Raw genomic sequence first — 16,515 nt, 5'->3', positions numbered from 1 at the left:
CAGCCCTACCCGACCATCGAACATGGCCCGTTGTGACCATGCCGGGCTGACGAGGTCGGCGATCGACGCTACGCTGGCCCTGCCGAAGCACACCATCGCCGGGGGAAACGATGACACCTGAAGACACCGAGGAAAAGACCGAGCCCAACCTGTTCCGGGGGACGCTGCAGTCCGCCAAGACCACGGTCACGAACTGTGGGAACAACGTGTACTCGGGCTACGGATCGCCGCTTGACGCGATCGCCAACCCGCTCGCCAACGGCGGCTGGGTCTGCACCGAGGCCGACTCGTGGATCGCCGAGCTCAAGGAGCAGTGCACTGGCATCCCCGAGGCCTTCGACGACGCCGTCTCCACGATCCAGGCGCGCATCGGCTCCGAGCCCGACCGGGTGCCCGAGAACGACTGGCGCGGGAACAACTGGCCGCGCCAGTGGCGCATGCAGAGCATGTACTGAGGACGGCCCATGACCACCGTCACCATCAAGATCGACGAGATCAGCGCCGCCATCACCGCGATGGAGGACCTCTCCTCAGAGGTCACCTCCCAGGCGGGGGTCGCGCGATCCGCGTCCCCGATCAGCCTGCCGAGCCTGTCCGAGAGCACGCTGGGCAAGAAGACCCGCTGGCTCGACGACCACCTCGAGGACCTCACCACGCGCCGCGACCTGGCGATCCTGCTCGACACCGAGGGCACTGGCTCCGCGTCGTACACGGTCACCAGCGACACGCTGTCCAACGTCAAGGAGATGCTCGGCCAGGAGCTCGCGGCCGCCGCGGGCACCATCGACGCCACGTCCGACCAGGACCAGCTCGACCACCTCGCCGGCCTGCTCGAGACGTGGAAGGACGATCCCGACGTCATGTCGGCGATGTTCACCGAGCTCGGCCCCGACGGCACCGTCGGCTTCATGGCCACCATCTCCTCGGCGATGGGCTACGGCGGCGTCGGCGACCCCGACGTCTACACGTCCCTGGCCGAGGACTTCCGCTCCGGACTCGCCACCGCCTCGAACGCCCCCGGCTTCCCGGCCGAGGAGTTCGGCCAGGAGATCGTGCGCTTCAGCGTCGCGCCCCTGCTCACCGACGAGGAGCAGCAGGCCTTCGCCGAGGAGTTCGGCATGGGCATGAACGGCGCGAACATCCTCACGTTCCTCATGGGCGACACGTCGTACTCCGACGACTTCCTGCTCGGGGCGGCCAACCAGCTCGACGACTTCGAGCGGATGGCCCGCGACGGCGTGCTGACCGCGCAGGACTGGTACAGCCACAACGGCTACGGACCGCTGCCCACCGGCAACGAGACCGGCTGGTACGACGATCCGATGGCGATGATCATGCACAACTTCGGGGAGAACCCCGAGGCTGGCCTGACCTTCTTCACCCAGCCCACCGAGGACGGCTGGGACCGTCAGACCTACTACTTCAACGACCGCGAGTGGAAGGCCGACGGCTACGGCGGCATCTCGCACGCGGTCGAGGGCATCGGCACCTCCGCGGAGAACCTGACGAACGACCCGGAGGCCACCACCGGCCTGGTCTCGCGGTTCCTCGACCAGGTCGCCAACAGCCCTGGCTTCAACGCCAACGACGCCCAGCCGGCCTCGCCGTACATCGCCGACCTGCTGAAGTTCTACATGCCGGCGGTCGACACGGCCTTGCGGTTCCCGAACGAGGACGGCGACGGCGGCTCCACGTCGCTGACGATCGACAACTTCGGGTCGTTCGACCACTACCCGATCCTGTTCACCGACGACCTCGACTCGCTCATGCAGGTCTCGATGAGCACGCCCGAGGGCATGCAGCGCATCGCGGAGGGCGTCGGCGTCTACCAGCAGACGCAGATCAACAACATCGCCGCCGCGCTCGAGGCGAACCCCGACGATCCCGACCTGCGCATGCAGCTGCGCGACGTGCTGCAGCGCTCGGCGGCCCTCCAGGGCTTCGGCGAGTACTCGGTCGGCCAGGTCGAGATCGACGGCGCCGAGGACCGCGACGCGCAGCGCCAGGCCTTCATCGACCTGGTCAGCGACGCCACCAGCCTCGTGCCCCTGCCTGGGGCCGACGTGGTCGGCGAGTTCGGCAGCGACCTGATCGACTTCGGCTTCAGCCAGGCCGTCGACCTCGGCACCGACGCGGCCGGTGACGCGTTCACGTCCGAGGCCGCAGCGGCCACCGACAACGCCAACGACCGGGCCGCGGCCGGCACCAACCGGGTCAAGATCACGGCGTACCTCGCCCTGGTCGAGTCGGGCGTCATCCCGCGCGACGAGGTGCCGGACTCGTTCTTCCAGAACGGTCGCCTCATCAGCGCCGCCGACATCCCGCCCGACCAGGTGTCCGCCTACGCCCAGACCGCGATGTCCGGCGTCAGCTCGTACGCGTCGAACAACGACCTCGAGGGGCCGTACCGGGACGAGTTCCTCGAGTACTACGGACCGGCGGGAGAGTGACGGTGCGACGTCTGGTGATCGGGGCCGTCGCGTGCGCCGCCATGCTGGCGGGCTGCGCCGACGACGACAACGGCGGCGAGGGTGGCACGAACGACGACGGCGTGCCCAGCACGCTGCTGCAGCGGGACGACCTCCCCGACGTCGAGAAGGTCACCACCGACGACCGCTCGATCCTCACCAAGACGAACTGCGCCGACATGGACGGCGAGTACAACCTCACGATCACCGACAGCGATGACGTGAGCGCACTCTACGTCCTCGCCGACGGCGACCAGGTGAGGTCCTCTCTGCAGGGGCCCGCGCAGAACCAGACCACGGTCGACCACACGCTCGAGCAGGTCGACACCGCGGTCACCGCCTGCTCCGCGCCCGGCGCCGCCACCGGCACCTTCGCCCGGATCGAGGGCCTGCCCGAGGGCGCGGTGGGCTTCCGCACCGTCACCGACACGTCCGAGGGCCCGCAGACCACCGAGCGCGCGTACGTCGCGGCCGACGACGACACCGCCGTGGTGGTCACCGTCGACCACGTCGGCGAGGGCGAGCCGGCCGTCACCGCCGCCGAGCTGCTGCCGAAGGCGCTCGAGCGGGCCCAGGGCTGACTCAGCCCTTCGTCACCTGCGCGAGCTCACGCGCCACCTGCTCCAAGGTCGCGTCGTCGACCGAGTCGTCGAAGGTGAACCGCACGGCGGTCTGCGCCGTCTCGCGGTCGTAGCCCATCGCGGTGAGCACGTGGCTGGGCTCGTCGCTGCCGGCGGCGCAGGCGGACCCGCTGGACGACACGATGCCGCGCGCATCGAGGTCGACGAGGATCGACTCGCCACTGCGCGGCGTGCGGGTCAGCACGAACGAGACATGCCCGGGCAGGCGATGCGTGCGGTGACCCGTGAGCTTCGCGCCGGGGACGAGCCGCTCGACCAGGCCGACGAACCGGTCGCGCCGTTCGGTGACGACCTGCGGGTCGCCGTGGCCCAGCTCGAGGGCGGTGGCCAGCCCGACGGCTCCGGCCACGTCCTCGGTGCCCGAGCGACGGCCGTCCTGCTGTCCCCCGCCGTGCACGAGCGGCTCCCACGGCTGACGACGCTGGACCCACAGCACGCCGACGCCCTTGGGCGTACCGAGCTTGTGACCGCTGAGGCTCAGCGCCGTGACGCCCGACGTGCTCACGTCGAGGTCGAGCCAGCCCGCCGCCTGCACCGCGTCGGTGTGGAACGGCACGCCGCGCTCGGCGGCAAGGCCCGCGAGCGCGGCGATCGGCTGGATCGTGCCGACCTCGTTGTTCGCGTGCTGGATGCTGACGAGCGTGGTGTCGTCGCGCAGCGCGTCGGCAAGGGTCTGCGGCGCGACCGTGCCGTTGCGGTCCACCGGGAGCACCGTGACGTCGAAGCCGAGGCGTCCGAGCCACTCGGCCGACTCGAGCACCGCCGGGTGCTCGACCGCGCTCACCACCACGTGCCGCCCGCGAGGCGCCGCGAGCGCGATGCCCTTGATCGCCGTGTTGTCCGACTCGGTGCCGCCGCTGCAGAACGTGACCTCACCGGCGCGCGCGCCCAGCACGCCGGCGACCCGGCGCCGGGCGTCGTCGAGCGCCTGTCGCGCGACCGCGCCCGGCTCGTGGTGGCTCGCGGGGTTGCCGAAGTCGCGCGTGAGGTACGGCCACATCGCCTCGAGCACCTCGCGCCGGACGGGCGAGGTGGCGGCGTGGTCGAGGTAGATCACGAGAGCCGCACGTCCAGGCCGAGGTCGAGGTTGCGCACCGAGTGGGTCAGCGCGCCCACGCTGACGACGTCGACGCCCGTGGCGGCGATCGCCCCGATGGTCGTGAGGTCCACTCCCCCGGACGCCTCGACGAGCGCTCGGCCGGCGACCAGCTCGACGCCCGCACGCAGGTCGTCGAGGCTGAAGTTGTCGAGCATGATCGTGTCCACGCCGCCGGCCAGCACGGGCTCGATCTGGTCGAGGCGGTCGACCTCCACCTCGAGGTGGGTCGTGTGCGGGAGCTGCTCGCGCGCCGACCGGATGGCGGCGGTGATGTCGTCGACGAGGGCCAGGTGGTTGTCCTTGGCCATCACCGCGTCGGACAGGCTGAAGCGGTGGTTGTGGCCGCCCCCGCAGCGCACGGCGTGCCGCTCGAGCGCGCGCAGGCCCGGCGTGGTCTTGCGGGTGTCGGCGACGCGCACGGACGGTCCGGCCGCTTCCACATAGGCCGCCGTCAGCGTGGCGATGCCGCACATCCGCTGGACGAGGTTGAGGGCGATGCGCTCGCCGCGCAGCACGGCGCGAGCGTTGCCGCGGATCGTGCCCAGCTTCTCCCCCGCCGCGAACCGGTGGCCGTCGGCGACCAGCACCTCGACCTCGACGGCCGGGTCGATCGCGGTGAAGGCGACCTCGACGACCTCGGCACCGGCGAGGACACCGGGCTCTCGGGCGACGAGGTCGGCGGTGGCGACGGCGTCGCGCGGCACGAAGACCTCGGAGGTGAGGTCGCCATGGGGCGCGTCCTCGTCGAGGGCCATCTCGACCACGCGGAGGATCTGGCGGCGCTCAAGCATGGTGCACCGCCGTGAGCGTGGAGTGCCGGACCGGTCCCGGCGCAGCCTCGGGGACGTCGCGGCGGAAGTGCCCGCCGCGCGACTCCTCTCGGGCGAGCGCGCTGGCCACCACGGCGCGCGCGACCCACCACAGGTTGGCGTCCTCGGCGGACTTCGCGTCGATCGGAGCGGGGGGCGCCCAGCCGGCCAGCACCGCCGCCGCCTCCTCGAGGCCGGCACGGTCGCGCGCCAGTCCCGCGGCGTCCCACATCAGCTGCTGGAGGTCGGTGCGTCCGAACGCCTCGTCACCGGCGCGGACGTCCAGCCCGAGCGGCGCCCCCCAGGAGTCGTCGAAGTCGGCGTGCGCGCCAAAGGGGCGGCTGAGAATCGCGTCGGCCACCCGGGTGCCGTAGACGGCGCCCTCGAGCAGCGAGTTCGACGCGAGCCGGTTGGCGCCGTGGAGGCCCGTGCAGGCGACCTCGCCGACGGCGTAGAGGCCGGGCACGCTGGTGCGGCCCGAGAGGTCGGTGCGGACGCCGCCCATCGCGTAGTGCGCGGCGGGCGTGACGGCGATCGGATCGCGGGACCAGTCGAGCCCCTGTGATCGGACGACGGCGTCGATCGTCGGGAAGCGCTCGGCGAGGAAGCGCGCGCCCAATGCCGTGGCGTCGAGCCGCACGGGAGTGCCGCCCTGGGCGCGCATCCGCTCGGCGATCCCGCGCGCCACGACGTCGCGCGGCGCGAGCTCGGCGTCGGGGTGCAGGTCGGTCATGAACCGGTGGCCGGCCTCGTCGACCAGGACGGCACCCTCCCCGCGTACCGCCTCGGACACGAGGTGGTTTCCCGGCGTGGCCAGCGACGTGGGGTGGAACTGGACGAACTCGAGGTCGGCCACCACGGCGCCGGCGCGCAGCGCGATCGCGACGCCGTCGGCCGTGGCGACCGCGGGGTTCGTGGTGCAGGGGAAGAGCTGGCCAGCGCCGCCGGTGGCGAGCACGACGGCGTCGGCGGGCAGCTCCTCACCGTCGAGCAGACGGACGCCTCGGGCACGACCGCCCTCGAGGACGACGTCGACGACCGTGGTGTTCTCGCGGACCGCGATCCCGCTGGTGGCGAGGTGCCCGATCAGCGCCGTGGCGATCGCGGCACCCGTGGCGTCGCCGCCGGAGTGCAGGATCCGCTGGTGCGAGTGCGCCGCCTCGAGGCCGAGCGCGATGCGTCCGCCGACCCGGTCGAACGGCACGCCGCGGCGGATCAGCGTGGCGACCGCGGACGGGCCGTGCCCGCACAGCACCTCGACCGCGTCCTGGGCGCACAGGCCCGCCCCGGCGGCGAGCGTGTCGGCCACGTGCGAGGCGACGGTGTCCTCGGGCGAGGTCACCACGGCGATCCCGCCCTGGGCGACCGCGGTGTTGGACTGGTCGAGCCGGGCCTTGGCGACGAGCGTGACCTCGACGCCGGGACGCGAGACGAGGTCGAGGGCCGTGGTGAGTCCCGCGACGCCGCTGCCCACCACGACGACGTGCACCATCAGGCGTCCTTCGGCAGGGCCGCGAGCATCCGCTCGAGGGCGACCTTGGCGTGGACGGCGACGTCGTCGTCCACGACGATCTCGTTGCGGACCTCGCCCTCGACGAGGCCGTCGAGCACCCACGCGAGGTAGCCGGGGTGGATCCGGTACATCGTCGAGCACGGGCACACGACCGGGTCGAGGCAGAAGATCGTCTTGTCGGGGTTCTCGGCGGCGAGCCGGTTCACGAGGTTGATCTCGGTGCCGATCGCGACCACGGAGCCGGCCGGCGCCGCCGCCACGAACTTCTTGATCGCGTCGGTGGAGCCCGCGGCGTCGGCGGCGTCGACCACGGCCATGGGGCTCTCGGGGTGCACGATGACGCGCACGCCGGGGTACTGGGCGCGCGCCTGCTCGATCTGCGCCACGGTGAACCGCTTGTGCACCGAGCAGAAGCCCGGCCACAGGAGCACGCGGGCGTCGCGCAGGACATCGGCCTCGACACCGAGGTCGGGCCGGCGCGGGTTGATCATCGGCATCTGCTCCAGCGGTACGCCCATCGCCTTGCCGGTGTTGCGACCGAGGTGCTGGTCGGGGAAGAAGAGCACCCGGCGACCCTGCTCGAACGCCCACTCCAGCACGGTGGAGGCGTTCGACGACGTGCAGACGATGCCGCCGTGACGGCCGCAGAACGCCTTGAGCGCAGCCGAGGAGTTCATGTACGTGACGGGCACGGTGTCGTCGTCGCCGTAGAACTCGGTCAGCGCCTCCCAGGCGGCCTCGACCGAGTCCTCGTCGGCCATGTCGGCCATCGAGCAGCCCGCGGCGAGGTTGGGCAGGATGACCCGCTGCTCGGGCCGGGCCAGGATGTCGGCGGTCTCGGCCATGAAGTGGACGCCGCAGAAGACGATGGCCTCGGCGTCGGGACGGGTCAGCGCGGCGTTGGCCAGCTGGAACGAGTCGCCCACGAAGTCGGCGTACTGGACGACCTCGTCGCGCTGGTAGAAGTGCCCGAGGATCACGAGGCGATCGCCGAGCGTGGCCTTGGCGGCCCGGATCCGCGCGTGCAGCTCGGCCTCGTCCATGCGCTGGTACGCCGCGGGCAGCTGACCGGGACGCGTGACCGGAGCGGGGATCACGTCGGTCTCGGACGCGCCGGGGCCGTAGCCGGGCATCCGGTCGAACTCCCACGGCTGCTTCGCCAGGTCGGCGTCGCAGCTGCTGCCCGGCGCCGACACGATGAGGTCGTTGATCGAGAGGGTCATGTTGTCTCCAGTCGGTAGAGGGCCGGGGGTCGGTGGCTGGTGCCGGTGACGTGACGGCCCGTGGCGACGATGCGCGGGCGCGCGAGGGTCTGGCGTCGGAAGTTGGCGGGGTCGAGGCGGACCTGGCGGACGGCCTCGTGCACCTCGCGCAGCTGGGCGATCGTGAACTCCTCGCCCGTGAACGCATGCGCGATGTCGGAGTAGGTGATCTTGGCGCGCAGCCGGCTGAGGGCGTACTCGACGATGAGGTTGTGGTCGAAGGCCAGCCGCGGCACCTCGTCGGCGACGAACCACTCGACGTTCTCGCCGTCGATCGCGCGGGCGTCCTCGTCGGGGCGCACGAGTGCCCAGTAGACGATCGAGACGACACGGTCGGGCGAGCGGTCGATGCCGCCGAAGCTGTAGAGCTGCTCGAGGTGGGCCGGCTCGAGGCCGGTGGTGCGCATCAGGGTGCCGCGCGCGGAGGTGTCGAGGTCCTGCGCGGGCTCCAGCGGACCGCCGGGCAGCGCCCACTGGCCGAGGAACGGGTCGCGGATGCGGCGGACCAGCGGCAGCCACAGCGTGTCGCAGCCGGTGGTGGGGTGCGGGCGCAGCGCGAAGATCACGGTCGACACGGCCAGCTCGATTCGCTGCTCCATCACGCACCTCCTTAGGGTCACCGCGACACTAAGGGGTGGTTAAGGTCATGTCAACACTAAGTGCGACCCGTCTCAGAAGTAGTCGCGGATGATGACGGGCGCGGTCGGCGCCTCGAAGAAGCCGGGCTGCAGCACCGCGAGGTCGTAGGGGCGGTGCTCCAGGACCCGGTGCTCGGTGAGCACGTCGGTCAGCTCGGTGCCGGACGTGTCGAAGCGGACCGCGGGGACCACGGTCGAGAACGTGCCGAGCATCCAGAACAGCGAGTCGCGCGCCGCGTCGTCGGCCCAGACCATGTCCTCGACCTCGACGTACGCACCCTCGCCCTCCCCCGGCGAACGGTTCCACGCCGCGTACGCGACCGCCGAGCCGTCCTCGTCGAGGGCGAGCGTCACGCCGGTGGCGTCGTGCAGCCAGGCGTCGTCGTCGAACTCGGCCGACTCGCGCGTGAGCGGGCCGTCCTGCTGCCGCGCCCAGTCGGCGTACAGGCGCTTGAGCGTGGGCAGGTCGCCGGCGGTCGCGCGGCGCAGCTCGCGGGTGCGCTCGAAGCGGTGGAGCGCCGTCGTCGGGACCTCGATCGTGTCCATCGCGCCCACCGTGCGGTAGCCGAGGCTCCGGTAGATGCCGGGCGAGCTGGCGAACAGCGTGCCGATGACATCACCCTGCGAGCGGGCCGACTCGTGCAGGCGCTCGATGAGGGGGCGCAGCAGGCCGCGACCGCGGTGCTCCGGCGCGATGGCGACGCCGCCGATGCCGCACGTGGGCACCGCGCGACCGGCGAACCACGAGGCGTAGGGCTTGCGCGACGCGGTGGCCGCGAGCTGCCCGTCGACGAACAGCCCCCACCGCTCGTACGCCGGGTGCTCGACGCGGTCGTTCGGCAGCCGGCCCGACCCGAACGCCGGCAGCCTCACGGCGATGAGCGCGTCGCGGTCGGCCTCGGTCAGTCTGCGGATCTCCATGGACCGACCGTAGGCGATCCCTCAGCGGTAGTCGCGGGAGCGGTGGCCGCGCGGGACGGCGGGGTCGATGAGGCGCTCGAGGGTCTCGGCCACCAGGTTGACCGCGCCCTGCTGGTGCTCGAGACGACCCCGGATCACCACGGCGGCGCTGGAGCGCGCCACGGCGCGGTGCCGCTGCCAGACCGCGTCGAACACGACCACGTTGAGCATCCCGGTCTCGTCCTCGAGGTTGAGGAAGGTGACGCCGCCGGCGGTGTACGGCCGCTGGCGGTGCGTGATGAGCCCCGCCACCCGCACCCGCCGATCGGGCTCGTGGTGCAGCAGTCCCCCGACGGCGAGGATCCCCTGCTCCTGCAGCATCGGGCGCAGGTGCTCGAACGGATGCTCGCTCGGCGAGATCTTCGTGGACTCGAGGTCGGCCAGGGTCAGCTCGACGTCGCTCATCCCCGGCAGCATCGGCGGTGGCGCCACGATGGCCGTGCCGGGCAGCCGGTCCTGGCCGTCGGTGTAGCCCGCGTTCCAGATCGCCTGGCGGCGGGTCAGGCCGAAGTCGTCGAAGGCGCCCGCCGTGGCCAGCTGCTCCTGCTGCGCACGGGTGAGGCCGCAGCGGCGCACCACGTCGGCCATGTCGGCGAACGGCCGCTCCGCCCGCGCCGCCAGGATCCGCTCGGCGTCGGCCGTGCCGATGCCCTGCACCGAGGTCAGCCCCAGCCGCACCGCGTGGTGGCCGTCGCGACGGTGGTCGGCGTGGTCGGGGGCCGCTGCGGCGTCGAACTCCCCCACCGGTGGCTGCTGGGCCTGCGCGCAGGACGCCCGCCCCGAAGGGCCCGTGCGGTCGCCGGTCGGCTCGAGGTCGGCGTGGACGCCCGACCGCACGATGTCGGGTCGGCGCACCTCGACCCCGTGGCGCCGCGCGTCGGCCACGAGCGACTGCGGCGAGTAGAAGCCCATCGGCTGCGCCCGCAGCAGTCCAGCCAGGAACGCGGCCGGGTGGTGCAGCTTGAGCCAACTGCTGGCGTAGACCAGCAGCGCGAAGCTGATCGCGTGGCTCTCGGCGAACCCGAAGTTCGCGAACGCCTGGATCCGGCCGTAGATGTCGTCGGCGAGGTCGCCGGTGATGCCCTTCTCGGCCATCCCCCGGTAGAGCTGGTCGCGCAGCCGGTCGATCTTCTCGACGCCGCGCTTGGAGCCCATCGCCCGGCGCAGCAGGTCGGCCTCGTCGCCCGTGCAGCCACCGAGGACCATCGCGATCTGCATGAGCTGCTCCTGGAACAGCGGGACCCCCAGCGTGCGCTCCAGCACCGGCTCGAGCACGGGGTGCGGGTAGGTGATCGGCTCCTCGCCGAGCTTGCGCCGGATGTAGGGGTGCACGGCGCCGCCCTGGATGGGTCCGGGCCGGATCAGTGCGATCTCGATGACGAGCTCGTAGAACCGGCGCGGTCGCAGCCGTGGCAGCGTGCCGACCTGGGCGCGGCTCTCGACCTGGAACACGCCGATCGAGTCGGCGCGGCACAGCATGTCGTAGACGCCCTGCTCCTCCTTGGGCATCGTGGCCAGGGTCCAGCGCTCGCCGACGCGCTCCTCGACGATGTCGAAGGTGTGCTGGATCGCGCCGAGCATGCCCAGGCCGAGCAGGTCGAACTTGACCAGGCCCATGTAGGCGCAGTCGTCCTTGTCCCACTGCAGCACGGTGCGGTTCTCCATCCGGGCGCGCTCGATCGGCACGACCTCGCCGACGGGGCGCTCGGTGAGCACCATGCCGCCGGAGTGGATGCCCAGGTGCCGCGGCGACTTCATCGCCTGCTCGGCCAGTCGCACGACCGGCTCGGGGATCGTCTCGGCCTCGGGGACGTCGGTGCGGACCGAGGACCACGAGTCGATGCGCTTGCTCCACGCGTCCTGCTGGCCGACGGAGTACCCCAGCGCCTTGGCCATGTCGCGCACCGCCGACTTCGGGCGATAGCTGATGACGTTGCAGACCTGGGCGGCGTTGCGGCGGCCGTACTTCTCGTAGACCCACTGGATCACCTCCTCGCGCCGTTCGGAGTCGAAGTCCACGTCGATGTCGGGCTCCTCGTCGCGGGTGGCCGACAGGAAGCGCTCGAACGGCAGGCCGTAGGTGATCGAGTCGACCGCGGTGATCTCGAGGGCGTAGCAGACCGCCGAGTTCGCGGCCGAGCCGCGACCCTGGCACAGGATGCCGCGGCCGCGGGCGAACGCGACGATGTCGTGGACGATGAGGAAGTAGCCGGCGAAGTCCTTGTCCTCGATGACGGCGAGCTCGCGCTGGAGCCGCTGCTCGGCCTCGTCGCGCATGTCGGCGTAGAGCCGGTCGGCGCCCCGGCGCACGAGCTCACGCAGCCAGCTCATCGGCGTGTGGCCCTCGGGGACCTCCTGCTTGGGCAGCCGCGGCGAGGCCTTGCGCAGGTCGAAGGCGCAGGCGTCGGCGATCTCGACCGAGCGCGCCACCGACCCGGGCCAGCGGGCGAACCGCTGGGCCATCTCGGCGCCCGAGCGCAGGAACGGCGGCGGCGCGAGCCAGCCGTCGAGCTCGGCGAGGCTGCGGCGCGCCCGCACCGCGGCGAACGCCTGGGCCAGCCGGGCATCGGCCGGCCGGGCGGCGTGGACGTTGCCGGTGGCGACGGTGGGCAGGCCGAGGTCGGCGGCCCAGCCGGCGAGCGCGTCGTTGGCGGGACCGTCGCCGGGCCCGCCGTGGTCGGTCAGCTCGACCACGACGTGCTCGGCGCCGAAGAGGTCGACCAGGCGGCGCAGACCCGCGATCCCCTCGCGGCGCGCCCAGCCCTTGCGGCAGCCGGTGAGCACGACCCACCGGTCGCGGCCCCGCTCGGCGAGCTCGCGCAGGTCGTAGACCGGCTGGCCCTTCTGGGTGCCGGCGAGGTTCGCCTCGGTGATCGCCGCGGCCAGCGCGTGGTAGCCCTCGACGCCGCGGGCCAGCACGAGCAGGTGGTCGCCCTCGGGGTCGGGGACGCCGTTCTGCGGGCCGGACAGGCCCAGCGACAGCTCGGCGCCGTAGACCGTGCGGAGCCCGTGCAGCTGGGCCGCCTCGGCGAACCGGGCGGCGCCGCTGAAGCCGTCGTGGTCGGTCAGGGCGAGCGCCGACAGGCCCAGCGCCTTCGCCTCGCGCACGAGCTCCTCGGGGTGGCTCGCGCCGTCGAGGAAGCTGTGGTTGCTGTGGCAGTGCAGCTCGGCGTAGGGCACGACCGCGCCGGGCGCCTCGGGCAGCTCGGCGGCCTCGTAGGCGCCGCGCTTGCGCGAGAACGCCGGCCCGTCGCCGCCGTCGGGCAGCGGCTGCGCGGGATCGCGCCACCGCCCCGAGAGCCGCGCCTCCAGCTCGCGCCACGAGATGTCGGGGTTGTTCCAGCCCATCAGGACCCCCCGGAGCGCTGGCCGTGACGTTCACGGGGTCGACACGCCGTGAACGACCCCGCGAACGTCACGCCCAGGGCTGCGGTCGGCTCAGTCATAGCGGGCCTCGGTCCACCAGCGGCCGTTCTCGACGACCATGAGCCAGGCGCTGCCGTCGACGCCGACCACCTGGAAGCGGGCGACGCGACGGGCGGAGGCCTCGTCCCACCAGTGCTCGTCCACGGGCCACGGACCGGCCCACGCCGCGACGGGCTGCCAGGCCAGGTCGGCACCGGCCCGGAAGCGGGCGGGTCGCCCCGACAGCCCACCGCGGCCGCTGACGCTGACCGGCATCCCCTCGGCGCCCACGACCTGGGCGGGCGCCGGCTCGGCGAACACCGTGGCGGGCGCAGGCGCCGGCACGCTGCCGGGCCACGGCCGGTCGAGCGGGCGCTGCACGACGGCACGCTCGCGCCACGCGGCGGAGAGCCGCCGGTCGGACGGACCACGACCGCCCTGCACCCCCACCGAGCGGACCCCCTCGGGCCCGACGAGCGCCTGCACGCGCGCCACCGACCGCTCGACCTGGTCGTCGGGACCGCCGCCGAACAGGCTCTCGGCGTGCTCGCCGAGGGGCTCGACCTCGACCGGGACGCACCGCACCGCCGCCACGGGACCTCCGGGCGGGTCGGCGGACAGCTGCCAGCGCAGCCGGTCGAGCACGTCGCCCGAGCCGAACCAGCGAGGGTGGCGCCACAGCCGACTGGAGACCCGAGACTCCCCCGCGACCTCGGCGTCGACCTCGATCCGCAGCGTGGCGCACACCAGCCCCGCGCGGTCGAGCCGCCAGACGAAGTCCTCCACGGTCTGGCGGGCGCTGAACACCACCGCGTCGGCGCGCTCGAGCGGCGGCTCGAACGCCACCGACGCCGTCAGCTCGGCCGGCGGGGTGCGGCGCGAGATCTGGCGGACCTCCTCGCCGCGGGCCCACCGGTGCAGCAGCGCGCCGTGCGCGCCGAACCGCGCGAGCACGTCGGAGCCGGCCAGCGCCGCGAACTCCCCCACGCGACGGATCCCCAGCCGCCGCAGCACCGTGACGAGGTCGAGGCCGGGCGCGGACGTGCCGGCCGGGTCGGGCACCTCGAGCACCTCGACGGGCAGGTCGCGCAGGAAGTCGACGTTCCCGCCGGCCGCCACGATCACGCTGTCCTGGGCCGGGGCCTGGCGGGCGGCCAGCTCGGCGACGAAGACCCCGTCGGCGATGCCGAACCGCACGTCCCACACGCCCAGGCCCACGAGCGCCTCGGCCATCACCGCGACGGCCTCGGGCTCGCCCCCGTAGTACCGGTCGGGGACGGTGAGCGCGCACAGGCCCGGGCGCAGCGGCGCCACGCCGGGGCTGAGCTCCTCGAGCGTGGTGACGACCTGCTCGAACGCCTTCGCGTCGGCCTCGGGACGGTGGTCGCTCACCACGAGGTCGGGGCAGCGCGACTGCGCGTCGCGGCGGCGCATCCCGCGCCGGACCCCCTGCGCGCGGGCGGCCGGCGTGCAGGCCAGCACGACGCCCTTCTCCAGGACGGCCAACGCGTCGGACGGCTCGGCCGCGCCCCCACGGGCGGCCTCGACGTGGTCGGCCAGCTGGACCAGCGCGGGCCAGTCGGGCACCCACACCACCATCGTGCGCATCAGCCCGCCACCTGCTCCATCGCGCCACGACGAGCGTCGGCGACGGACACGCCCACCGGGGCCACCCGCGCGTCGCGGCTGGGCAGCCACAGCCGACGCGTGCCCGCGACGCGGCCCCCGCGCTCGACCTCGACCGTGACCTGGCGCGCGACGAGGTGACCGTGGCCGTCCTGCGGACCCGCCCAGACCGCGTCGCTCAGGCGCAGCCGGGCGTCGACCCGCGGCCAGTCCCCCACGGCCACGAGCACGGCCTGCCGCCGGTGCAGCCGGGCCCGCAGCCGCGCGACCTCGCGCTCGGGCAGGCTGACCCGGTCGACCATGACCACGCCCACCGCGTCGACCAGCGCGCCCAGCACCGAGGCCGGGTCGGCGCCCGCGTCGGGCACCCAGACGGTGCGGTCGAGGTCGACCCCCATCGCGGCGGCGGCCTCGAAGCCCACTCGGTCGCTGCCGACGATCGCCGACCAGGCGCCGTCGCGCGACGGACCCGCCATGAGCAGCAGCGCCAGGCTGGTGGAGTCGACCGCGTAGCTGCCGCCGGGCTGCAGCGCGAGCAGACCGCTGAGCGCCGGATGCGTGGCCATCGAGAGCACCGACGGACGTCCCTGCATCCGCCCGATCGTGGCCCGCAGGTCATCGACCAGGGTGGCGGTGGGGACGGCGGAGCTCACCCTCCCATCATCGAACACCTGTTCGAATCAGTCAATCCGGTTCGAGCACTCCCGGGCGTGTCGCGACGAGTGCCAGGATCGCCGCCGCCAGCGGCGACGCCGCGCCCGTCGGCCGCTGGAGGGCCCCCTGGGACGCCCCGTCCACGAGCCAGCCGATCCACGTCACCAGGTCCGCCAGATCCACATCCTCGCGCACGTCGCCGTCGCGGCGGCCGCGCCCCAGGTGCTCGGCGAGGAACCGCTCGACCATCTCGCTCTCGGCGGCGAGCGCTGCGGCGACCTCGGGCTCCCCGACCACGCCCAGCAGGCCGTTCACGAACGTGACGTACGAGTCGTCGGCCATCTCCGCCTCGATCCTCGCGGCATGGGCCAGGACCGCCGCCAGCCCCGACGCCTCGCGGGCCACCTGCTCCAGCGACTCGCGCAGGCTCTCGAGCTCGGTCGTCAGGACCGCCACCAGGACGTCGAGCTTGCTGGGGAAGTAGTGGAAGAACGTGCCGGACGAGATGCCGGCGGCCCGGCAGATGCCGGCCGTCGTCGCACGGTCGTAGCCGAGCTCGGCGAACTGGGCCGCCGCGGCGGCGACGATGACGGCACGACGCGCGCCATGGCGCTGGGGGTCCACGGATCGAGGCACGTCCGCACTCTAGGGCATGAATAGAGCAAACACTCTAGAGTGGCTACTCTATGAATGATCGGACGCCCTCCCCCGCCTCCTCGCCCGCCCGGCCCCCGGGTCCACTGCCCTGGCTGGTCGTGGGAGTCGGGCTGGCCATCGCCTACGCCCCGATGTGGCTGCCCCCGCTGGGCCGCGCGGCCGGCCTCTCGCCGGGCGTCGACGGGCCCGCCTCGTCCATCGTCTGGAACGGGCTGGCCGTCACCGTCCTGCTCGCCCACGTCCTGGTCGTCGAGCGACGCCCGCTGGCCTCCCTCGGCATCTCGCGCCCGCGGGCCAAGGACCTCGAGTGGGCGATGTACCTGTTCGGGATCGCCATGACGTGGCAGTGGGTCGTCCTCACCCTCTGGCCACCACCGGCCGACGACGGCACGGCGACCCTCACGGCGCAGCCGGTCGCCGTCGTCCTGGCCCTCGTCGTCTCGGCCGCGGTCTTCGAGGAGATCCTGTGCCGCGGCTATCCGATCGAGCGACTCAGCGAGCTGACCGGACGGCGCACGATCGCCTTCGCGCTCACGGTCCCGCTGTTCGTGGCGCCCCACGTGGCCTTCTTCGGCCTGCCGTGGCTCTGGACCGCCGGCGCGGGCACGGTCGCGATCTACGTCCTCTACGCCATCACGCGCAACCTGCCCGCCTGCATGCTGCTGCACCTGGGCGTCAACCTGCCGATCCTGATCCCCACGATCGGCCAGCGGCTCGCCGGCTGACCGAGAACGACGAAGGGCGGGCCGTCCCGTGGGACGACCCGCCCTCAGCCTCGAGCGA

The 16,515-nt window shown here is 73.0% G+C and carries 14 protein-coding genes; 4 read left to right on the top strand and 10 right to left on the bottom strand.

Translation table 11 applies throughout. The features are described from left to right. Window positions 1–110 precede the first annotated feature (110 nt). From O3S82_RS05730 to O3S82_RS05720, 3 genes are read left to right on the top strand one after another with little or no spacing between them, the layout of a single operon-like run. A complete protein-coding gene (locus tag O3S82_RS05730) occupies window positions 111–455 on the top strand; it encodes a hypothetical protein (protein WP_179425444.1) in 345 nt (114 codons plus the stop codon). A 9-nt stretch (window positions 456–464) separates the two neighbouring features. Further along, on the top strand, window positions 465–2,450 hold the full coding sequence (locus tag O3S82_RS05725) for a DUF6571 family protein (RefSeq protein ID WP_179425446.1): 1,986 nt from the start codon (window positions 465–467) through the stop codon (window positions 2,448–2,450). A gap of 2 nt (window positions 2,451–2,452) precedes the next feature. Further along, a complete protein-coding gene (locus O3S82_RS05720) occupies window positions 2,453–3,049 on the top strand; it encodes a hypothetical protein (RefSeq protein WP_269306220.1) in 597 nt (198 codons plus the stop codon). Between the two features lies 1 nt (window position 3,050). Here O3S82_RS05720 and O3S82_RS05715 read toward each other — a convergent pair whose 3' ends face one another. The 10 genes from O3S82_RS05715 to O3S82_RS05670 form a co-directional block, all read right to left on the bottom strand. Then, window positions 3,051–4,166 (bottom strand): cysteine desulfurase family protein, encoded by a 1,116-nt coding sequence (locus O3S82_RS05715; RefSeq protein WP_269306218.1) that lies wholly within the window; start codon window positions 4,164–4,166, stop codon window positions 3,051–3,053. Then, window positions 4,163–4,999, bottom strand: coding sequence for a carboxylating nicotinate-nucleotide diphosphorylase (gene nadC, locus O3S82_RS05710; protein WP_269306217.1), 837 nt, complete (start codon window positions 4,997–4,999; stop codon window positions 4,163–4,165). Before nadC ends, O3S82_RS05715 begins: the two co-directional genes overlap by 4 nt. Continuing rightward, window positions 4,992–6,509: an L-aspartate oxidase gene (gene nadB / locus O3S82_RS05705; protein ID WP_269306215.1), complete on the bottom strand. Its 1,518-nt coding sequence runs from the start codon at window positions 6,507–6,509 to the stop codon at window positions 4,992–4,994. The genes nadC and nadB overlap by 8 nt, the downstream gene beginning before the upstream one ends. Then, complete coding sequence (gene nadA, locus O3S82_RS05700; protein WP_269306212.1) at window positions 6,509–7,753, bottom strand: quinolinate synthase NadA; 1,245 nt, start codon at window positions 7,751–7,753, stop codon at window positions 6,509–6,511. Before nadA ends, nadB begins: the two co-directional genes overlap by 1 nt. Beyond that, a complete protein-coding gene (locus O3S82_RS05695) occupies window positions 7,750–8,391 on the bottom strand; it encodes an NUDIX hydrolase (RefSeq protein ID WP_269306211.1) in 642 nt (213 codons plus the stop codon). Before O3S82_RS05695 ends, nadA begins: the two co-directional genes overlap by 4 nt. A gap of 72 nt (window positions 8,392–8,463) precedes the next feature. Further along, window positions 8,464–9,351 carry a GNAT family N-acetyltransferase gene (locus O3S82_RS05690; RefSeq protein WP_269306209.1) on the bottom strand — a complete coding sequence of 296 codons (888 nt, stop codon included), beginning with the start codon at window positions 9,349–9,351 and terminating at the stop codon, window positions 8,464–8,466. Window positions 9,352–9,372: 21 nt separating this feature from the next. Continuing rightward, window positions 9,373–12,738, bottom strand: a complete 3,366-nt coding sequence (locus tag O3S82_RS05685; RefSeq protein ID WP_269306207.1) for an error-prone DNA polymerase — start codon at window positions 12,736–12,738, stop codon at window positions 9,373–9,375. Between the two features lie 90 nt (window positions 12,739–12,828). Continuing rightward, window positions 12,829–14,403 carry a DNA polymerase Y family protein gene (locus tag O3S82_RS05680; protein ID WP_269306205.1) on the bottom strand — a complete coding sequence of 525 codons (1,575 nt, stop codon included), beginning with the start codon at window positions 14,401–14,403 and terminating at the stop codon, window positions 12,829–12,831. Beyond that, complete coding sequence (locus tag O3S82_RS05675; protein ID WP_179425466.1) at window positions 14,403–15,074, bottom strand: hypothetical protein; 672 nt, start codon at window positions 15,072–15,074, stop codon at window positions 14,403–14,405. Before O3S82_RS05675 ends, O3S82_RS05680 begins: the two co-directional genes overlap by 1 nt. Window positions 15,075–15,105: 31 nt before the next feature. Next, on the bottom strand, window positions 15,106–15,711 hold the full coding sequence (locus O3S82_RS05670; RefSeq protein ID WP_269306203.1) for a TetR/AcrR family transcriptional regulator: 606 nt from the start codon (window positions 15,709–15,711) through the stop codon (window positions 15,106–15,108). Between the two features lie 50 nt (window positions 15,712–15,761). On the opposite strand from O3S82_RS05670, the gene O3S82_RS05665 reads away from it, so the two are divergent. Next, window positions 15,762–16,457 carry a CPBP family intramembrane glutamic endopeptidase gene (locus tag O3S82_RS05665; protein ID WP_269306201.1) on the top strand — a complete coding sequence of 232 codons (696 nt, stop codon included), beginning with the start codon at window positions 15,762–15,764 and terminating at the stop codon, window positions 16,455–16,457. Window positions 16,458–16,515: the final 58 nt, after the last annotated feature.

This window comes from Aeromicrobium sp. HA, assembly GCF_027171405.1.
Classification (GTDB): domain Bacteria; phylum Actinomycetota; class Actinomycetes; order Propionibacteriales; family Nocardioidaceae; genus Aeromicrobium; species Aeromicrobium tamlense.
The sequence above is the reverse complement of the archived record's forward strand: the minus strand, read 5'-3'. Positions and strand labels throughout refer to the sequence as shown.

Bases quoted from the DNA above. Each gene is read 5' to 3' on its own strand.
- O3S82_RS05730 (WP_179425444.1), top strand. From the start codon at position 111: ATGACACCTGAAGACACCGAGGAAAAGACCGAGCCCAACCTGTTCCGG.
- O3S82_RS05725 (WP_179425446.1), top strand. From the start codon at position 465: ATGACCACCGTCACCATCAAGATCGACGAGATCAGCGCCGCCATCACC.
- nadC (WP_269306217.1), bottom strand. From the start codon at position 4,999: ATGCTTGAGCGCCGCCAGATCCTCCGCGTGGTCGAGATGGCCCTCGAC.
- nadB (WP_269306215.1), bottom strand. From the start codon at position 6,509: ATGGTGCACGTCGTCGTGGTGGGCAGCGGCGTCGCGGGACTCACCACG.
- nadA (WP_269306212.1), bottom strand. From the start codon at position 7,753: ATGACCCTCTCGATCAACGACCTCATCGTGTCGGCGCCGGGCAGCAGC.
- O3S82_RS05695 (WP_269306211.1), bottom strand. From the start codon at position 8,391: ATGGAGCAGCGAATCGAGCTGGCCGTGTCGACCGTGATCTTCGCGCTG.
- O3S82_RS05690 (WP_269306209.1), bottom strand. From the start codon at position 9,351: ATGGAGATCCGCAGACTGACCGAGGCCGACCGCGACGCGCTCATCGCC.
- O3S82_RS05685 (WP_269306207.1), bottom strand. From the start codon at position 12,738: ATGGGCTGGAACAACCCCGACATCTCGTGGCGCGAGCTGGAGGCGCGG.
- O3S82_RS05680 (WP_269306205.1), bottom strand. From the start codon at position 14,403: ATGCGCACGATGGTGGTGTGGGTGCCCGACTGGCCCGCGCTGGTCCAG.
- O3S82_RS05665 (WP_269306201.1), top strand. From the start codon at position 15,762: ATGAATGATCGGACGCCCTCCCCCGCCTCCTCGCCCGCCCGGCCCCCG.